This window comes from Micromonospora sp. WMMD980, from assembly GCF_029626035.1.
Taxonomy (GTDB): domain Bacteria; phylum Actinomycetota; class Actinomycetes; order Mycobacteriales; family Micromonosporaceae; genus Micromonospora.
The window spans coordinates 6,627,659-6,643,160 of record NZ_JARUBE010000003.1 but is presented as its reverse complement, the minus strand read 5'-3'; the positions used below and the strand labels follow the sequence as shown (position 1 = coordinate 6,643,160).

Below are 15,502 nucleotides of genomic sequence, written 5' to 3'. Positions count from 1 at the left end.
ATCAGCTCTCGGCCGGGCGGTCGGTGGTGCCGTCGCGGAAGCGGGTCACCGTCTCGCGGGTCTGGTCGCCCTCCAGCGGCTCGGCCGGGGCCTCGTTGATCCGGACCTCGTCCTCCTTGCCCAGGAAGACCTGCTTGAACTCGGTGATCGCCGAGTCCAGCGAGGAGATGATGTCGTCGCCCCACTTGTTGTCCGCGATCGAGGCCAGCACGCCCTCGTGCTTGTGCCGGAGGTACTGGAGGAACTCCGACTCGAAGCGGCGGACCTCGCCGACCGGGACGTCGTCGAGCTTGCCCTCGGTGCCGGCCCACACGGAGACGACCTGCTCGTTGACCGGGTAGGGAGAGTAGTTCGGCTGCTTGAGCAGCTCGACCAGCCGGGCGCCACGGTTGAGCTGGTTCTGCGAGGCGCGGTCCAGGTCGGAGGCGAAGGCGGCGAACGCCTCCAGCTCACGGAACTGGGCCAGGTTGAGCCGCAGCGAACCGGCGACCTTCTTCATCGGCTTCACCTGCGCGGCGCCACCGACCCGGGAGACCGAGGTGCCGACGTTGATCGCCGGCCGGACGCCCTGGTTGAACAGGTCGGTCTCGAGGAAGATCTGGCCGTCGGTGATCGAGATGACGTTGGTCGGGATGAACGCCGAGATGTCGTTCGCCTTGGTCTCGATGATCGGCAGGCCGGTCATCGAGCCGCCACCCAGCTCGTCGGAGAGCTTCGCGCAGCGCTCCAGCAGGCGGGAGTGCAGGTAGAAGACGTCACCCGGGTAGGCCTCACGGCCCGGCGGGCGGCGCAGCAGCAGCGACACGGCCCGGTACGCCTCGGCCTGCTTGCTCAGGTCGTCGAAGACGATCAGGACGTGCTTGCCGCCGTACATCCAGTGCTGGCCGATGGACGAGCCGGTGTAGGGCGCGAGGTACTTGAAGCCGGCCGGGTCGGAGGCCGGGGAGGCGACGATGGTGGTGTATTCCATCGCGCCGGCCTCCTCAAGCGTCCCCTTGATGGAGGCGATGGTGGAGGCCTTCTGGCCGATCGCGACGTAGATGCAGCGGACCTGCTTCGTCGGGTCGCCGGAGCGCCAGTTGTCCCGCTGGTTGAGGATGGCGTCAAGCGCGACCGTGGTCTTGCCGGTCTTCCGGTCGCCGATGATCAGCTGGCGCTGGCCGCGGCCGATCGGGGTCATCGCGTCGACGGCCTTGATGCCGGTCTGCAGCGGCTCGGAGACCGACTGCCGGGCCATCACGTTCGGGGCCTGCAACTCCAGCTCGCGGTAGCCCTCGTTGGCGATGTCGCCGATGGCGTCGATCGGCTCGCCGAGCGCGTTGACCACGCGGCCGAGGAACGCGTCACCGACCGGCACGGAGAGCACCCGGCCGGTGCGCTTGACGCGCTGACCCTCTTCGATCCCGCCGAAGTCACCGAGGACGACGACACCGATCTCCCGGACGTCGAGGTTCAGCGCCACGCCGAGCGTGCCGTCCTCGAACTCCAGGAGCTCGTTGGTCATGGTCGAGGGGAGACCCTCGACGTGGGCGATGCCGTCGCCGGCGTCGGCGACGGTGCCGACCTCCTCACGGGAGACGTCGGCCGTGTAGGAGGAGACGTAGCGCTCCAGGGCGCCGCGGATCTCCTCCGTCGAGATGGTCAGCTCGGCCATCCTCTGCTTCCTTAAAGTTCAGGGGCCCGGGATACCTAGTACCGACCGGTCCGATGGCGTCGAATCAGGGCTGCTAAGACGCTGGTCAGCGCTTCGCGAGCGCGTTACGGGTCTCGTTGAGGCGGCGCAGGACGGTGCCGTCGTACAGGTCGGAGCCGACCCGTACGCGCACCCCGCCGAGCACGTCGGGGTCGACCGTCTGCTTGACGGACACCTCCCGACCGTACATCTCGGTGAGGCGGGCACCGAGGCGTCGCTCCTCCTCGTCGGTCAGCGGAGCCGCCACGGTCACGTACGCGACCTGACGGTCCCGCCGGTCGGCCGCCAGCTCGACCAGCCGGGTGAGCGCCCCGACGAAGGAGCGTCCCCCGAAGCCGGCGAGCGCGGCCTCGACGAGTCGGACGGTGACCGGCCGGGCCTTGCCGTCGAGCAGCGCGCCGGTGAGGCCGGCCCGCCGCTCGGCCGGGGCCATCGGGTCGGAGAGCGCGTTGGACAGCTCGACGGAGCCGGTGACGACCTGCCCGAAGCGGAACAGCTCGTCCTCGACCTCGCCCAGCTCGCCGGCGGAGTCGGCGCTCGCCAGGAGCGCCTCCACACCCAGCCGCTCGACGCCGTCGAGCAGTTCCGACGGTGCCGACCAGCGGCCCGAGACCAGCGCGGTGAGCAGGTCGAGCGCGTCCGCGCCGACCTTGCCGCTCAGGATCCCGGTGAGCAGCGCGGACCGGTCCTCGCCGGAGCGGGCCGGGTCGGAGAGCGCCCGGCGCAGCCGCGGCTCGCGCCGCAGCAGGGCGGCGACGGAGAGGACGTCGTCGGCGGTGGCGGCCACCGCCGACGGCTCCGCGCCGCGGACGTACGCGTCGAGGCGCTCGACCCCGGCGGCGTACGACTCCCGGCTGGCGGCCTGCATCAGCGGGCCCCCGTGCTCTCGAGACCGTTCAGGAACCGGTCGACGGTGCCCTTGCGACGCGCCTCGTCGGCCAGCGACTCACCGACGATCTTGCTGGCCAGGTCCACCGCGATGGTGCCCATCTCGGTGCGCAGCTCGCGCACGATGGTGGCCCGCTCGGCCTGGAGCTGCTCCTTGCCGGCGGCGATGACCCGGTCGGACTCCTCGCGCGCCTTGGCGAGGATGTCCTGACGGATGCCCTCGGCGTCGGCCCGGGCGTCGTCGCGGATCCGGGCGGCGTCGGTGCGTGCCTCGGCGAGCTGGGCCCGATATTGCTCGAGGAGCTGGTTCGCCTCGGCCTGCGCGGCCTCGGCGCGCTTGATGCCGCCCTCGATCGCGTCCACCCGGGCCTGGAACGTCTGCTCCATGCGCGGGAAGACGAACTTCATCAGCACGAAGCAGAGGACACCGAAGGCGACCAGCCCGACCACGATCTCCTCAGTGACGGGGATGATCGGGTTGTGGGTCGTCTCACCACCCTCAGCGGCGAGGAAGAACATGGATGACCTCCCGGTCGAAGGGGGGCTGGATTAGAGCTGGCCCTGCCAGATGAAGCCGAACGCGATGCCCAGCAGCGCCAGCGCCTCGATGACGGCGAAGCCGATCCAGACGTAGGGAAGGGTCATCCGGGACGACTCCGGCTGGCGGGCGGTCGACTGGATGTAGGCCGAGAAGACCAGGCCAACGCCGATGCCCGGGCCGATGGCCGCGAGACCGTAGCCGATGGCGGCGGTGCTGCCCTCTACCGCGGCGTAGATGTCCATTGGTTGGTTCCTCCTGGGTATCACGCGTGACGGTCACGCGGGACGACAACGGTTGGTGCGAAAGAACGGATCAGTGCTCGTCGGCGAGGGCGCCCTGCACGTAGCTGGCGGTCAGCACCGTGAAGACGTACGCCTGCAGACAGATCACCAGGAACTCGAGGAAGGTCAGCGCGACCGTCATGGTCCAGGACAGCACCGACACCGGCGCCAGCCAGGCGTTGGCGCTGATCATGGCGAACCCGCCGAGCGTGAAGACCAGCAGGAGCATGTGGCCGGCGAACATGTTCGCGAAGAGACGGACGGCCAGCGAGAACGGCCGGACGATGAAGGTCGAGAAGAGCTCGATCGGGATCAGCAGCGGCAGGATGAACCAGGGCGCCGGCGGGACCAGAGAGTTCTTGAAGTACTTCACGAAGCCGTGGTGCCGGATGCCGACGTAGTTGAACATCACGTAGCTGATCACGGCGAGGAAGGCCGGGAACGCGATGTGCGAGTTCGGCGAGATCTGGAAGAACGGCACGATCGCGAAGAAGTTCGTCAGCAGGATGAAGCAGAAGAGCGTGGTGAAGTAGGGAGCGAACCGCACCCCCGCGTGCCCGATCATGTCCACCGCGATGTTGTTCCGCACGAAGCCGTAGATCGACTCGGCGAACCACTGCTTCTTGGTGGGGACCAGCTGCGGGTTCCGGTAGCTGACCAGGAAGAAAATGATCAAGATCCCGACGGCGACCCACACCATCGCCGTGATCTTGGTGAACCAGTACGAGTTCTCCGCACCCCAGGGCAGGATGCTGGGCAGGTAGAAGTCCCCCACGCTCGGTGGGAATTCCGCCTGGCCCTGAGCCAGGACGTTCGCCTGTCCGAACACCGCGTCCCTTCCTAAGTAGGCGTGCCCAGCCGGCGGACGACCAGGATGATGCCCCCGGCCATGCCGAGCACGACCCCGATGCCGGTGGCGACGCCGCCGGTATCGAGCCAACGGTCGACCAACCAGCCGATGAAACCCCAGACGAGCATGCCCCCGATGAGGTATGAGAGCGCGGTCCAACCCTGACCGGCACCGGACGGAACGTCGCCCGGGCCGCCAGTGTTGGGGGGTTTCTGGTCACCGGCCATGACGGGGCGAACGATATCAGTCGAGCAGAAGAGGTTGTGCCTCACCCCCCGCACAACCTGGTTGTGTGGGACACGGGCGGGCGAAGTCGTCTGGAGGCACCGTACTCCTCCCCCGCCACTGAGAGAATGACCGATCGAGGACGCTCCGGCGCGTCGTCCGAAGGGTGGGACGCGTCAGCCCCGCACCCGTCGCGCGTGGACGGTCGCCAGCCACCAGAGGTGCACGCCGGTCCAGACCACCACGCCGGCGGCGATGCCCAGGCAGAACGGGATCAACCCGGGCCAGCCGGTCGCGCCGACCAGCACCATCACCCCGCCGAGCGCGGTGATCTTGGCGAGGTAGAGACCCAGCCCGAACGGCAGCACGAGCTGCGGATCGCGGGCGTCGGCCCAGGCCAGCACCACAGTGGTCAGCGTGTAGCTGGCCGCCGTGACGGCCACCCCGGCCGCCGCGCCGAGCGCGCCGTCCGCGCCGCGCCACACCCCGCCGGCCACCGCCGCCACCGCCGCCATGACCGCCACCGCGGCCAGCAGCACCGGCAGGTGGCGCAGTCGCCAGCCGCGGTCCGCGACCGCCTCCGCCGCGCGCGTCCCCGACTCAGCCACGGGGGTACGCCGGGAACGCGGTGACCAGCTCGGTCACGTCGGCGGCCACCCGGGCCAGCTCGTCGGCGCCGCCGGGTGACTCCGGATCGGTCCGCACCGCCCGGCAGACCAACGCCGCGATCCGCCGCATCTCGCCCTCGCGCATGCCCTGCGTGGTGACGCTCGGCGTGCCCACCCGGATGCCGGAGGCGACCATCGGCGGCTGCGGGTCGTACGGGATCGCGTTCTTGTTCAGGGTGATCCCGGCGGCATCGCAGCGGGCCTCGGCCTGCGCGCCGGTCACCCCGGTCTCCCGCAGGTCGAGCAGGGCCAGGTGGGTGTCGGTGCCGCCGGAGACCGGCCGCAGGCCCTCGGCGGCCAGGCCGTCGGCGAGCGCCCGGGCGTTGGCGACCACCTGCGCCGCGTAGGTGCGGAACTCGGGCTGCGCGGCCTCGCGCAGCGCGACCGCCTTGGCGGCGACCGCGTGCATCAGCGGGCCGCCCTGGGTGAACGGGAAGACCGCCTTGTCGATCCGGGCGGCCAGCGACTCCCGGCACAGGATCATGCCGCCGCGCGGTCCGCGCAGCACCTTGTGCGTGGTCGCGGTGACCACGTCGGCGTGCGGCACCGGGGACGGGATCGCGCCGCCGGCCACCAGGCCGACGAAGTGCGCGGCGTCCACCATCAGGTACGCGTCGACCTCGTCGGCGATCTCCCGGAACCGGGCGAAGTCGATCAACCGGGGGTACGCGGTCGCGCCGCAGATGATCAGCTTCGGCCGGTGCGCCCGGGCCAGGTCACGGACCTCGTCGTAGTCGATCGTCTCGGTGTCCGGCCGGACCGGGTAGCCGACCGGGTGGAACCACTTGCCGGAGAAGTTCACCCGGCTGCCGTGGGTCAGGTGCCCGCCGTGCGGCAGGTCCATCGCCAGCACGGTGTCGCCGGGCTGCACCAGCGCCGCGTACGCGGCCAGGTTGGCGCTCGCGCCGGAGTGCGGCTGGACGTTGGCGTGCTCGGCGCCGAACAGCTCCTTCGCCCGGGCGACGGCCAGCTCCTCGGCCCGGTCCACCTCGGCGCACCCGCCGTAGTAGCGCCGGCCCGGGTAGCCCTCGGCGTACTTGTTGGTGAGCGTGGACCCCAGCGCGGCGAGCACCGCGGGCGAGGTGAGGTTCTCGCTGGCGATCAGTTGCAGGCCGCCGCGCAGCCGCTCCAGCTCCCCCAGCACCACCCCGGCGATCTCCGGGTCGACGGTGCTGAGCTGCTCGAAGTCCGGCCCCCAGAAGGTGTCCCTCACGTTCTCCACAGCGAAGGAGTCTACGGAGCCGCACACTGGAGCCCGTGAGATGCCTCGTCACCGGTGCCACCGGCTACATCGGCGGGCGCCTCGCGCCCCGGCTCCTGACCGAGGGGCACGACGTGCGCTGCCTGGCCCGCAAGGCCGGGCGGCTGCGCGACGTGCCCTGGGCCGCCGAGGCGGAGATCGTCGAGGGCGACCTGCGCCGGCCGGAGACGTTGCCGGCCGCGTTCGAGGGCGTGGACGTCGCCTACTACCTGGTCCACTCGCTGGGCCAGCGCGGCTTCGAGACGGCCGACCGGGAGGCGGCGACGAACTTCGCCGAGGCGGCCCGCGCCGCGGGCGTACGCCGGATCGTCTACCTGGGTGGGCCGGAGCCGGCGGAACGGGAGAGCCTGCCCTCGGCGCACCTGCGCTCCCGGGCGGAGGTGGCGCGGATCCTGCTCGACAGCGGCGTGCCGACGGCGGTGCTGCGCGCGGCGGTGATCATCGGTTCCGGCTCGGCGTCGTTCGAGATGCTGCGCTACCTGACCGAGCGGCTGCCGGCGATGGTCACCCCGCGCTGGGTGCGCAACCGGATCCAGCCGATCGCGGTCCGCGACGTGCTGCGCTACCTGGCCGGTTGCGCGCACCTGCCGCCGGAGGTGAACCGCGGCTTCGACATCGCCGGCCCGGACGTGCTGACGTTCGCGCAGATGATGCAGCGCTACGCCCGGGTGGCCGGGCTGCGACCGCGGATCATCCTGCCGGTGCGCCCGCTCACCCCGGGGCTCTCCGCGCACTGGGTCGGCCTGATCACGCCGGTGCCGAACGCGATCGCCCGGCCGCTGGTGGAGAGCCTGATCCACGAGGCGGTGGCGCACGAGCACGACATCGCCCGGTACGTGCCCGACCCGCCGGAGGGGCTGACCGGCTTCGACCAGGCGGTCGGCCTGGCGCTGACCAAGGTGCGCGACGCGCAGGTGGAGACGCGCTGGTCGAACGCGAGCGGGCCGGACGCGCCGGCCGAACCGCTGCCGTCGGACCCGGACTGGTCCGGCGGCACCGCCTACACCGACCTGCGGGAACAGGCCGTCGACGCACCGCCGGCGGCGTTGTGGCGGGTCATCGAGGGGGTCGGCGGCGAGCACGGCTGGTACTCGTTCCCGCTGGCCTGGTCGGTGCGCGGCTGGCTGGACCGGCTGGTCGGCGGCGTGGGGCTGCGCCGGGGCCGGCGCGACCCGCACCGGCTCCAGGTCGGCGAGGCGCTGGACTTCTGGCGGGTCGAGGAGATCGTCCCGGGTGAGCTGCTGCGGCTGCGCGCCGAGATGCGGGTGCCCGGCCGCGCCTGGCTGGAGATGCGCGCCGAGCCGGCCGAGGGCGGCAGCCGCTACGTCCAGCGCGCCGTCTTCCTGCCGCACGGCCTGCCCGGACACCTCTACTGGGCCTCGGTCGCCCCGTTCCACGCCGTCGTCTTCGGCGGCATGGCCCGCAACATAGCCCGAGGCGCCGAACAGACCACCGGTTAGGAGGGGCCCCCTGTTATCGCCAGGCGTTAACAAGGGGCCCCTCCTTACACCTCAGTTGCCGGTGCGGGGGTTGGTGTGCTGGAAGGCGACGGACTCGCCCGGGGGGACGAAGTCGCGTACCGGCTGGTCGCGCAGCGCCCAGGCGAGGATGCGCCCGACCGCCGGGATCTGCCGCTTCTGCACGCCCCCGCCGACCGCGTCGCGCGGGTCGTCCGGGTTCGCCGCGATGGTCGCCACGGCGAGCTGCGGGGTGAACGCCACCACGGTCTCCGTGGCGTTCCGCTCCGAGCTGCCGGTCTTGCCGCCCAGCGGCCGGCGCAGGCCCGGGGCCAGATCCTCGGCCGTGCCGCCGGCGCAACGCCGGTACATCGACTGGTCGCCCACCGGGCAGCGGCTGGCGTCGGCCGCCGCGCGGGCCACCTCGGTGTCGAGCACCTGCCGGCAGTCGGTGTCGCCGGCGGCCACCCGCCGGCCGGTCGCGTCGGTGATCGAGGTGACCGGGGTGGGCCGGCACCAGGTGCCCTCGGCGGCCACCGTGGCGTAGGCGTTGGCCAGGTCCAGCGGCGTGGTGGCGGAGACGCCGAGGGTGAACGGCCCCCAGTTCGCCGCCCCGTCGCGGGCCATCTTCGCGTCCTGCGGCGCGCGGAACACGATGCCCAGCCGCTCGGCCATCTCGACCACCCGGTCCGCGCCGACCCGCTCGGTCAGCCAGGCGAAGTAGGTGTTCACCGAGCGGCCGAACGCGTCCCACATGTCCCGGTCGCCGTCCATCCAGTAGGTGTTGGCGTTCGCCGGGCACCACCGGCCGCCGCAGCTGGCCGGGCCGCCGTCGATCGGGTACTTGGTGACGTAGACGCGCGGCGCGTCGAACTCGGTGTCCAGCGGCATCCCGGCTTCCAGCGCGGCCAGCAGGGCGAACAGCTTGAACGTCGAGCCGGCCTGGTAGCCGGCGATGCCGCCGCCCCCGGCCACGAGCTGGTTGACCGTGTTCGGGTAGTTCTGCTGCCCGTCCGGGTTGTCGCCCACGCCGTAGCCACGGTTCACGGCCAGGGCCAGCACCCGGCCGGTGCCCGGCTGCACCACTGCGGTCGGCGCGGCGCGCTGGATCGTCTCCGGGTAGATCGTGCGCACCTGCTCGCTCGCCTTGGCCTGCACGTCCGGGTCGAGCGAGGAGACGATCGACCAGCCGCCACGGCGCAGCGTGCGCTGCCGCTCGTCGACGGTCTGGCCGAACGCCGGCTGGGCGTTCCACCACTGGGTGAACCAGTCGCAGAAGAAGCCCCAGTCGTTGTGGTCGGCGGGCACCGCGGCGCAGTCGTTCGGGGTGGCGTTGGGCTTCAGGTTCAGCGGGGTGCCCTTGGCCGCCGCCGCGTCCGCCGGGCTGACCCGTCCGGTCTCCGCCATCCGGTCCAGCACGTACGCGCGGCGGTCCAGCGCCGCGCCGGAGTCGCCGTTGATCGGGTCGTCGTGGTCCGGCGCGCGCACCAACCCGGCGAGCATGGCCGCCTGGCCCAGCGTGAGCCGGTTCGGGGTGGTGGAGAAGTAGCGCTTGCTGGCGGCGGCGATGCCGTACGCCCCGGCGCCGAAGTAGGCGATGTTCAGGTAGCGGCCGAGGATCTCGTCCTTGCCGACCCGCCGTTCCAGGGTCAGCGCGTACCGCATCTCGCGGATCTTGCGCCCGGCGGTGATCTCGGTGGCCGCGGCCCGCTGCTGCTCGGTCAGCCGGGGGTCGCCGGCCAGCGCGTTGCGCACGTACTGCATGGTCAGCGTGGACGCGCCCTGCCGGGTGCCCTCCTTGCGGTTGGCCGTCAGCGCCCGCAGCACGCCGCGCACGTCGACGCCGTGGTGCTCGTAGAAGCGGACGTCCTCGGCGGCCACGATGGCGTCGCGCATCACCGGCGCCACCTCGCCGACCGGCACGTCCACCCGGTCCTCCACGTAGAACGAGGTGACCAGCGTGCGGCCGTCGTTGGCGTACAGGTTGGAGCGCTGCGCCGGCTGCGGCGCCTTGAGCGCCTCGGGCAGCTCGGTGTACGGCATCAGGTTCTTCACGCCCAGCCCGAAGACCAGCGCGGCCGGCAGCGCCGCGGCGGCCAGGGCCAGGCCGGCGAGCACGCCGGCGAGCAGAACGGTGAACAGCTTGTCGAGATGGGCGCGGTTCATCAGCTCTCCCCGCAGGAGCCGGCCGTATGGACCCGTCAAGAATGACCGGATTCGCCCGGTTTGCCGGCTGCTTCGGAGAAATGCGCAGGAAGTTCGCGAGAAAGGATGAACCTCAGGGCAGCAGCACCGCGGCTAGCGGCTGGACCGTCTCCTCGATCTCGTCGGCCACCCGGCTGAAGCACTGGTCGCCCCGGCCCCAGGGGTCGTCGAGGTCGTCGGTGGGCAGCGCGGAAGCGCCCTGCCGGGCCGCCTCGACGGCCGCCACCAGCGCCACGCCCCGGGCGTGCACCGCCTCCGGTGTCGCCTCCGCCGCCGGCAGGGCCGACCGGTCCAGCGGGCCGAGCAGCCGGCCGAACTCACCCAGCACGAACGTGCGACCGGCGGCGTCCGGCCGCAGCGCCACCACGTACTCCTGCTGGTCGGCGGTGGCGGTGAGCACCAGGTCCGCGGCGTCGATCAGGTCGGAGCGCAGCCGTCGCGCGGCGAAACCGGTCACCTCGCCCCCGCGCGCGATCACCTGCCGCGCCGCCGGCGGGTTCATCTCCTCACCGGCGTGCCAGCCACCGGTGCCGGCGCTGTGGCTGTGCACCAACGCGTCCGAGCCGGCCGGGTCGACGTCGAGACGGGCCAGCCGCTCCCGGACGGCGAGCAGCAGCAGCCGTTCGGCCATCGGCGACCGGCAGATGTTGCCCATGCAGACGTGCAGGACGGTGAAAGGCGGCACTCAGAACCCCCGCTCGTCGAGCATGCCCGGCGCCACCTCACGCAGCTTCGCCAACGTCACCGCGCCCTGCCGCAGCACCCGGGGCACCTCCCCGGTCACGTCGACGATGGTGCTCGGCACCGGGTCCACCGCCGGGCCGGCCTCCAGGTAGGCCCGCACGCCGTAACCGAGCTGGTCGCGCGCCTCCTCGGCGGTGAGCGCGGCCGGCTGGCCGATCTTGTTGGCCGAAGCCACCGCCATCGGACCGGTCTCCCGCAGCACCTCCAGCGCGACCGGGTGCAACGGCATCCGCACCGCGACCGTGCCGCTGGTGTCGCCCAGGTCCCAGGCCAGGCTCGGCGAGTGTTCCACCACGATCGTCAGCGCGCCCGGCCAGAACGCCTCGACCAGGTCGCGGGCCGCCTGCGGGAGCGAGAAGACCAGGCCGTCGAGCGTGTGCCGGGAACCGATCAGCACCGGGGGCGCCTGCCGGGCGCCACCCTTGGTGTCCGCCAGGGCCTTCACCGCGTACGGCGTGAACGCGTCCGCCCCGATGCCGTAGACCGTGTCGGTCGGCAGGACGACGAGTTCGCCGTTCTTGACGGCCTCGATGGCAGCGGCGATGCCGCGGTCCCGGTCGGCGGGCGACCGACAGTCGTAGAGCATCACGAGAAGTCAGTCTGCCACGCCGGGGCGGGGTCGGCGTGACGGCCGTCCGCCCGGCGGGACGCGGTGGCCCAGCGGGGGCGCCCGGCCAGGTCCCGGTGCTCCTCGACGCGCTCGTACCGACCGTCAGCGGAGAACACCGCCGGCGCCGCCGTCGCGTGCGTGTCGTCGTGCTCGACGCCGATCACGCCGCCCGGTCGCAGCAGCGTCGCGGCGCGCGCCACCACCGGGCGGATCACGTCCAACCCGTCCGCGCCGCCGAACACCGCCTCGTCCGGGTCGTGGCCGGCCACCTCCGGCGGCACCGGCGTCGACCTCGGCACGTACGGCGGGTTGCAGAGCAGCACGTCGACCCGGCCGACCAGGTCCGCCAGCAACTCCGGGTCGGTGACGTCGGCGACCACCACCTCGACCGGCCGGTCCCCGGCGTCGGCGCGCGCGGCGACGTTGCGGCGCAGCCAGCCCAGCGCGGCCGGGGACCGCTCCACCGCCACCACCCGGGCCGCCGGCACCTCCTGCGCCACCGCCAGCGCGATCGCGCCGGAGCCGCTGCACAGGTCGACCACGAGCGGCGCGGCGAGCCGGCGGGCCGCGTCGATCCCCCAGCCGGCCAGCAGCTCGGTCTCCGGCCGGGGCACGAACACCCCGGGGCCGACCGACAGCTCCAGGTGCCGGAACCCGGCCGCCCCGATGAGGTGCTGCAACGGCTCCCGGGCCACCCGCCGGTCGGCGAGCGTGTCGAGCCGGTCGCGCTGCGCAGGGGTGAAACCGTCGGCCAGCGCCAGCCGGCCGCGCGGCACCTGGAGCACGTACGCGGCCAGTTGCTCGGCCTCCGCCCGGGGCGATTCGACACCGGCGGAGGCCAGTGCCCGTGCCGTCCGGGCGACCACCACCGAGACCCGTTCGCGTTCTGTCCCTTCGGACGGGTGTTGCGGGAGTGTGCTCACGCAATAATCATGAAGCGTCGCGGGTCGCCACACGAGCGGGTGCGTCCGGGCGCACACGGCAGGGAGGTCGCGAGTGGGCTGGCTCGACCAGGTCGAGGACCAGGTTGACGCCCTCCGGAGCGCGCGCGCGTTGCAGGAGGCCAGCCGCTCCGCCGAGGCGTGCGTCCTGCTCGATCGCGTGATCCGCACCACCGACGACCCGTACGCCCGGGCCGACGCGCTGGTCCAGCGCCTGTCCGCGCTGATCAATCTCGGTCGGACCGCCGAGTTCACCCGCGCCGTCGAGGACGCCTCCGCCGCCGTGCGTGACCTGGCCGAGCCCTACCTGCACGGGCACCTCAACGCGCTCGCCGCGCTCGCCGCCCACCATCAGGGCGCGCTCGACCGCTGCGTCATGCACCTGGTCCGGGCGGCCCGCGCGCTGGGCGCCGACGACGCCCCGGACCGGGACACCGCATGGGGCTGGCACGACCTGGCGATGGCCTACTCCTACCTCAGCTTCCACGGTCACGCGCTGGGCGCGATCGAGCGGGCCCGCGAGGTCGGGCTGAGCGCCGGCATCCCGGAGGAGACGTTCGCCGCGCCGGGGATCCGGCTGCGCAACGCCGTGGCGCTGGACCACAACGGCGACAGCGACGGCTGCCTGCGGGTGCTGCGGGACGTGGCCGGCGACCTGGCCCGGTTCCTGCGCGGCGGGCGGGCCGGCAACCTGCGACCCAGCAGCCTGGCCGCCTACGGGTACGCCGCCGCCCGCCGGGCCGCGCTCGGCGACCGGGTGGAGTCCGCCGGGGACGCCGACCCGAACCGACTGCTCGGCCACGGCGGGGACAGCGCCCGCGCCCGCGACCTGCGCCAGCTCGGCCAGGTCTGCCTGGCGGTCGCGGCCGGCCGCCCGATCGAGGCGGTCACCCGACTGGACGCCATCCGGGTCTCCGACGAGACGCTGGGCGCGGCCGAGGCACCCCGGCTGCGCAGCATCGCGCTGGCCCGGGCCGGCGACCACGCCGGCGCGCACCGCGCGGACCGGCACGCGTTCCGGCTGGCCGCGCGGCGCAGCGACCGGCTGCGCGACGTCTACATCGACGGCATCGCCGCCCGGATCGACCACGAGGAGATGCGCCGCGAGGCCGCCCGCTACGAGGGCGAGGCGCTCACCGACCCGCTCACCGGGCTGCCCAACCGGCGGCGGCTGGAGCGTTATCTCGGCGCGGTGGTGTCCCGGGGCGAGCGGGTGGTGATCGGCGTCTGCGACCTCGACGGGTTCAAGGCGGTCAACACCCGCCACGGTCACCACTCGGGCGACCTGGTGCTGCAACGGGTGGCCGGCGTGATCAACCGGGTGATGCGGCGGGGTGACTTCGTGGCCCGCTACGGCGGCGACGAGTTCGTCGTGGTGCTGCCTGACACCGGCATGTCGGAGGCGGTGGAGGTGGCCCGGCGGATCGAGGCGGCCGTGCGCACCGAGGACTGGGAGTCGCTGGTGCCGGGCACTCCGGTCGGGGTGACCATCGGCTTCGCCGAGGTCGACGGCAGCACCACGATCAGCGTCCGGGAGGCGCTCGGCGCCGCGTTCGAGCTGGCCGACCGCGAGATGCTGCGCGCGAAGGACCGTCTCCGCGCGAGCTGAGGTGTAAGGCGGGGCCCCCTGTTAACGCCTCCGGTAGAGGCGGGGCCCCCTGTTAACACCCCGGCGGTCAGCGGCGGGACAACTCGGTGCCACCGGCCAGCCGGGCCGCGCGGTCCGCCTCGGCCAGCGCGTCCAGCACCCCGTCCAGCTCGCCGGCGAGCGCCAGGTCCAGGTTGTAGGCGGTGTAGCCGATCCGGTGGTCGGTGATCCGGTTCTGCGGGAAGTTGTAGGTGCGGATCCGCTCGGACCGGTCCACGGTGCGGACCTGCGCCTTGCGGGCGTCCGAGGCGGCCGCGTCGGCCTGCTCCTGCGCCACCGCGAGCAGCCGGGCACGCAGGATCCGCATCGCCTGCTCGCGGTTCTGCAACTGCGACTTCTCGTTCTGGCAGGAGACCACGATGCCGGTCGGCACGTGCGTGATCCGGACCGCCGAGTCGGTGGTGTTGACCGACTGGCCGCCTGGCCCGGACGAGCGGAACACGTCGATCCGCAGCTCGTTCGGGTCGATGGTGACGTCGACGTCCTCCGCCTCGGGCAGCACCAGCACGCCGGCCGCGCTGGTGTGGATCCGGCCCTGCGACTCGGTCACCGGCACGCGCTGCACCCGGTGCACGCCACCCTCCCACTTGAGCCGCGACCAGACGCCGTTGCCACCGTCGGGCACGCCCTTGGTCTTGATCGCCAGGGAGACGTCCTTCACGCCGCCGAGGTCGGAGTCCTGGGCGTCGATCACCTCGGTGAGCCAGCCCCGCCGCTCCGCGTAGCGGGTGTACATCCGCAGCAGGTCGCCGGCGAACAACGCCGACTCCTCGCCACCCTCGCCGGCCTTGATCTCGACGATCACGTCCTTGGCGTCGTGCGGGTCGCGCGGGATGAGCAGCTCGGCGAGGCGCTCCTCCAACGCCGGCAGGGCGGCGGCGAGGGCGTCCGCCTCGGCGGCGAACGAGGCGTCCTCGGCGGCCAGCTCGCGGGCGGCGATGAGGTCGGCCCGGGCCTGCTCCAGCTCGCCGGCCGCCTTGTGCAGCGGGACCAGCTCGGCGTACCGCCGGCCGACCCGCCGGGCGGTGCCCTGGTCGGCGTGGATGGCCGGGTCGGCCAGCCGCTTCTCCAGCTCGGCGTACTCGTCGAGGAGGGCGGCCAGGCGCTCACTGCTCATGCTGCGGATGCTCCTTCGGACGACGACACGACGACACCGGCGGAAAACGGACGAACGCCCGTGCCCGGCAGGAGCCGGACACGGGCGTCGTCGGTGGAGCTACTTGGCCTTCTTGGCCTGAACCTTGGCGTACTTCTGCTGGAACTTCGCGACCCGACCGGCGGTGTCCAGCACGCGCTGCTTACCGGTGTAGAACGGGTGGCAGGCGCTGCAGGTCTCGACGCTGATGGCGCCGCCCTTGGCGGTGCTGCGGGTCGTGAACGTGTTGCCGCAGGAGCAGCGGACCTCGGTGGTCGTGTACTCCGGGTGGATGTTGGGCTTCATGTCGCCTCGGTCCTTTCGTGGGTGGTCGCCGGGTCGCCCTCGGTGCTGC

At 72.7% G+C, this 15,502-nt stretch carries 16 protein-coding genes; 2 read left to right on the top strand and 14 right to left on the bottom strand.

What is annotated here, in order from left to right; all coding sequences use genetic code 11:
- Nucleotide 1: 1 nt before the first annotated feature.
- From atpA to glyA, 8 genes are all read right to left on the bottom strand, one after another.
- Nucleotides 2-1,654: a F0F1 ATP synthase subunit alpha gene (gene atpA / locus O7618_RS31440; RefSeq protein WP_278109754.1), complete on the bottom strand. Its 1,653-nt coding sequence runs from the start codon at nt 1,652-1,654 to the stop codon at nt 2-4.
- 85 nt (nt 1,655-1,739) lie between these two features.
- Entirely contained in the window at nt 1,740-2,561 is an 822-nt protein-coding gene (locus O7618_RS31435) for a F0F1 ATP synthase subunit delta (protein WP_278109753.1), read from the bottom strand.
- Nucleotides 2,561-3,100: a F0F1 ATP synthase subunit B gene (locus O7618_RS31430; protein WP_278109752.1), complete on the bottom strand. Its 540-nt coding sequence runs from the start codon at nt 3,098-3,100 to the stop codon at nt 2,561-2,563. The genes O7618_RS31435 and O7618_RS31430 overlap by 1 nt, the downstream gene beginning before the upstream one ends.
- A 30-nt stretch (nt 3,101-3,130) precedes the next feature.
- On the bottom strand, nt 3,131-3,364 hold the full coding sequence (locus tag O7618_RS31425) for an ATP synthase F0 subunit C (protein ID WP_091571232.1): 234 nt from the start codon (nt 3,362-3,364) through the stop codon (nt 3,131-3,133).
- A gap of 70 nt (nt 3,365-3,434) precedes the next feature.
- Nucleotides 3,435-4,232 (bottom strand): F0F1 ATP synthase subunit A, encoded by a 798-nt coding sequence (gene atpB / locus O7618_RS31420; protein ID WP_278109751.1) that lies wholly within the window; start codon nt 4,230-4,232, stop codon nt 3,435-3,437.
- An 11-nt stretch (nt 4,233-4,243) separates the two neighbouring features.
- Entirely contained in the window at nt 4,244-4,480 is a 237-nt protein-coding gene (locus O7618_RS31415; RefSeq protein WP_181570036.1) for an AtpZ/AtpI family protein, read from the bottom strand.
- A 174-nt stretch (nt 4,481-4,654) separates the two neighbouring features.
- Nucleotides 4,655-5,086, bottom strand: coding sequence for a hypothetical protein (locus tag O7618_RS31410; protein WP_278109750.1), 432 nt, complete (start codon nt 5,084-5,086; stop codon nt 4,655-4,657).
- Nucleotides 5,079-6,368, bottom strand: a complete 1,290-nt coding sequence (gene glyA, locus O7618_RS31405; protein WP_278109748.1) for a serine hydroxymethyltransferase — start codon at nt 6,366-6,368, stop codon at nt 5,079-5,081. Before glyA ends, O7618_RS31410 begins: the two co-directional genes overlap by 8 nt.
- A gap of 35 nt (nt 6,369-6,403) precedes the next feature.
- Here glyA and O7618_RS31400 point away from each other — a divergent pair, with 35 nt between their 5' ends.
- Nucleotides 6,404-7,867 (top strand): SDR family oxidoreductase, encoded by a 1,464-nt coding sequence (locus O7618_RS31400; RefSeq protein ID WP_278109747.1) that lies wholly within the window; start codon nt 6,404-6,406, stop codon nt 7,865-7,867.
- Nucleotides 7,868-7,918: 51 nt separating this feature from the next.
- Here O7618_RS31400 and O7618_RS31395 read toward each other — a convergent pair whose 3' ends face one another.
- The 4 genes from O7618_RS31395 to prmC all read right to left on the bottom strand — a co-directional run bounded on the left by O7618_RS31395 (nt 7,919) and on the right by prmC (nt 12,346).
- Nucleotides 7,919-10,030, bottom strand: a complete 2,112-nt coding sequence (locus O7618_RS31395; RefSeq protein WP_278109746.1) for a transglycosylase domain-containing protein — start codon at nt 10,028-10,030, stop codon at nt 7,919-7,921.
- Between the two features lie 112 nt (nt 10,031-10,142).
- On the bottom strand, nt 10,143-10,754 hold the full coding sequence (locus O7618_RS31390) for a phosphotyrosine protein phosphatase (protein WP_278109745.1): 612 nt from the start codon (nt 10,752-10,754) through the stop codon (nt 10,143-10,145).
- A complete protein-coding gene (locus tag O7618_RS31385; RefSeq protein WP_278110222.1) occupies nt 10,755-11,399 on the bottom strand; it encodes an L-threonylcarbamoyladenylate synthase in 645 nt (214 codons plus the stop codon).
- Nucleotides 11,399-12,346, bottom strand: coding sequence for a peptide chain release factor N(5)-glutamine methyltransferase (gene prmC / locus O7618_RS31380; RefSeq protein ID WP_278109744.1), 948 nt, complete (start codon nt 12,344-12,346; stop codon nt 11,399-11,401). The genes O7618_RS31385 and prmC overlap by 1 nt, the downstream gene beginning before the upstream one ends.
- Before the next feature lie 73 nt (nt 12,347-12,419).
- Here prmC and O7618_RS31375 point away from each other — a divergent pair, with 73 nt between their 5' ends.
- Nucleotides 12,420-13,973, top strand: coding sequence for a GGDEF domain-containing protein (locus tag O7618_RS31375; RefSeq protein WP_278109743.1), 1,554 nt, complete (start codon nt 12,420-12,422; stop codon nt 13,971-13,973).
- A gap of 67 nt (nt 13,974-14,040) precedes the next feature.
- Here O7618_RS31375 and prfA read toward each other — a convergent pair whose 3' ends face one another.
- Nucleotides 14,041-15,129 carry a peptide chain release factor 1 gene (prfA, locus tag O7618_RS31370; protein ID WP_278109740.1) on the bottom strand — a complete coding sequence of 363 codons (1,089 nt, stop codon included), beginning with the start codon at nt 15,127-15,129 and terminating at the stop codon, nt 14,041-14,043.
- 99 nt (nt 15,130-15,228) lie between these two features.
- Entirely contained in the window at nt 15,229-15,453 is a 225-nt protein-coding gene (rpmE, locus tag O7618_RS31365; RefSeq protein WP_181570044.1) for a 50S ribosomal protein L31, read from the bottom strand.
- Nucleotides 15,454-15,502: the final 49 nt, after the last annotated feature.